At 72.9% G+C, this 874-nt stretch carries 1 protein-coding gene; it reads right to left on the reverse strand.

Annotation, left to right across the window (positions count from 1 at the left end):
* Window positions 1-208 precede the first annotated feature (208 nt).
* Window positions 209-832 carry a GntR family transcriptional regulator gene (locus tag ACWGI8_RS20870; RefSeq protein ID WP_385412902.1) on the reverse strand — a complete coding sequence of 208 codons (624 nt, stop codon included), beginning with the start codon at window positions 830-832 and terminating at the stop codon, window positions 209-211.
* Window positions 833-874: the final 42 nt, after the last annotated feature.

An 874-nucleotide genomic window follows, 5' to 3' on the forward strand; every position in this document is an offset into this window, starting at 1 on the left:
GACCTGGGGCACTCCCGATCACCCAAGCCCGTCCGGCGTTTGAGGACGGACACACCGGCCGCGCCCGCGGCACCGGGCACACCGCACCCCGCGCGACGGCACTGCCGCGACCTGGGGCACCCCCGATCACCCACCCACACCCCGCCGGAGGCACCCCGTACCGGCCGCGCCCGGAAGCGCGGCAGCGCCGGTGCCCTGAGCCGGAGGGTCAGGCGCGGGGCGCGCAGCCCAGGACGTGGGCCTTGACCAGCGCGCCGATCTGCGGGTCCCGGCGGCGGAAGGCCGCGACCAGTTCCTCGTGCTCCTCCGCGTACGACTTCTGCTTCGTCCCCAGCCACCGGATCGACAGCGCCGTGAAGACCTCGATCCCGAGGCCCTCCCACGTGTGCAGCAGCACCCCGTTGCCCGCCGCCTTCACCAGCTCCCGGTGAAAGGCCACCGTGTGCCGCACCTGCGCCGTGCCGTCCGCCGCCCGGTCCGCCTCGTACAGCGCCGCCACGTGCGGCTCCAGCGCCGAGCAATCCGCCGCCAGCCGCTCCGCGGCCAGCTCCGCCGCGATCTGCTCCAGGCCGGCCCGGACGGGATAGCTCTCCTCGAGGTCGGCCGCCGTCAGATTCCGTACCCGTACGCCCTTGTTGGGCGCCGACTCGATGAGCCGCAGGGACTCCAGCTCGCGCAGCGCCTCCCGTACGGGCGTCTGGCTCACCGCCAGCTCCGTCGCGATGCGTCGCTCGACGATCCGCTCGCCCGGCTTCCAGCGGCCGCTGACGATGCCCTCCACGATGTGCTCGCGGATCTGATCGCGCAGCGAGTGGACGACGGGCATGGTCATGGACCGCTCCTTCAAGAAGAGAAGACCCCTAGACAATACGGC

Source organism: Streptomyces sp. NPDC054841 (genome assembly GCF_053611045.1).

Coding starts and splice junctions, on each gene's coding strand:
- ACWGI8_RS20870 (WP_385412902.1), bottom strand. CDS start 832: ATGACCATGCCCGTCGTCCACTCGCTGCGCGATCAGATCCGCGAGCAC.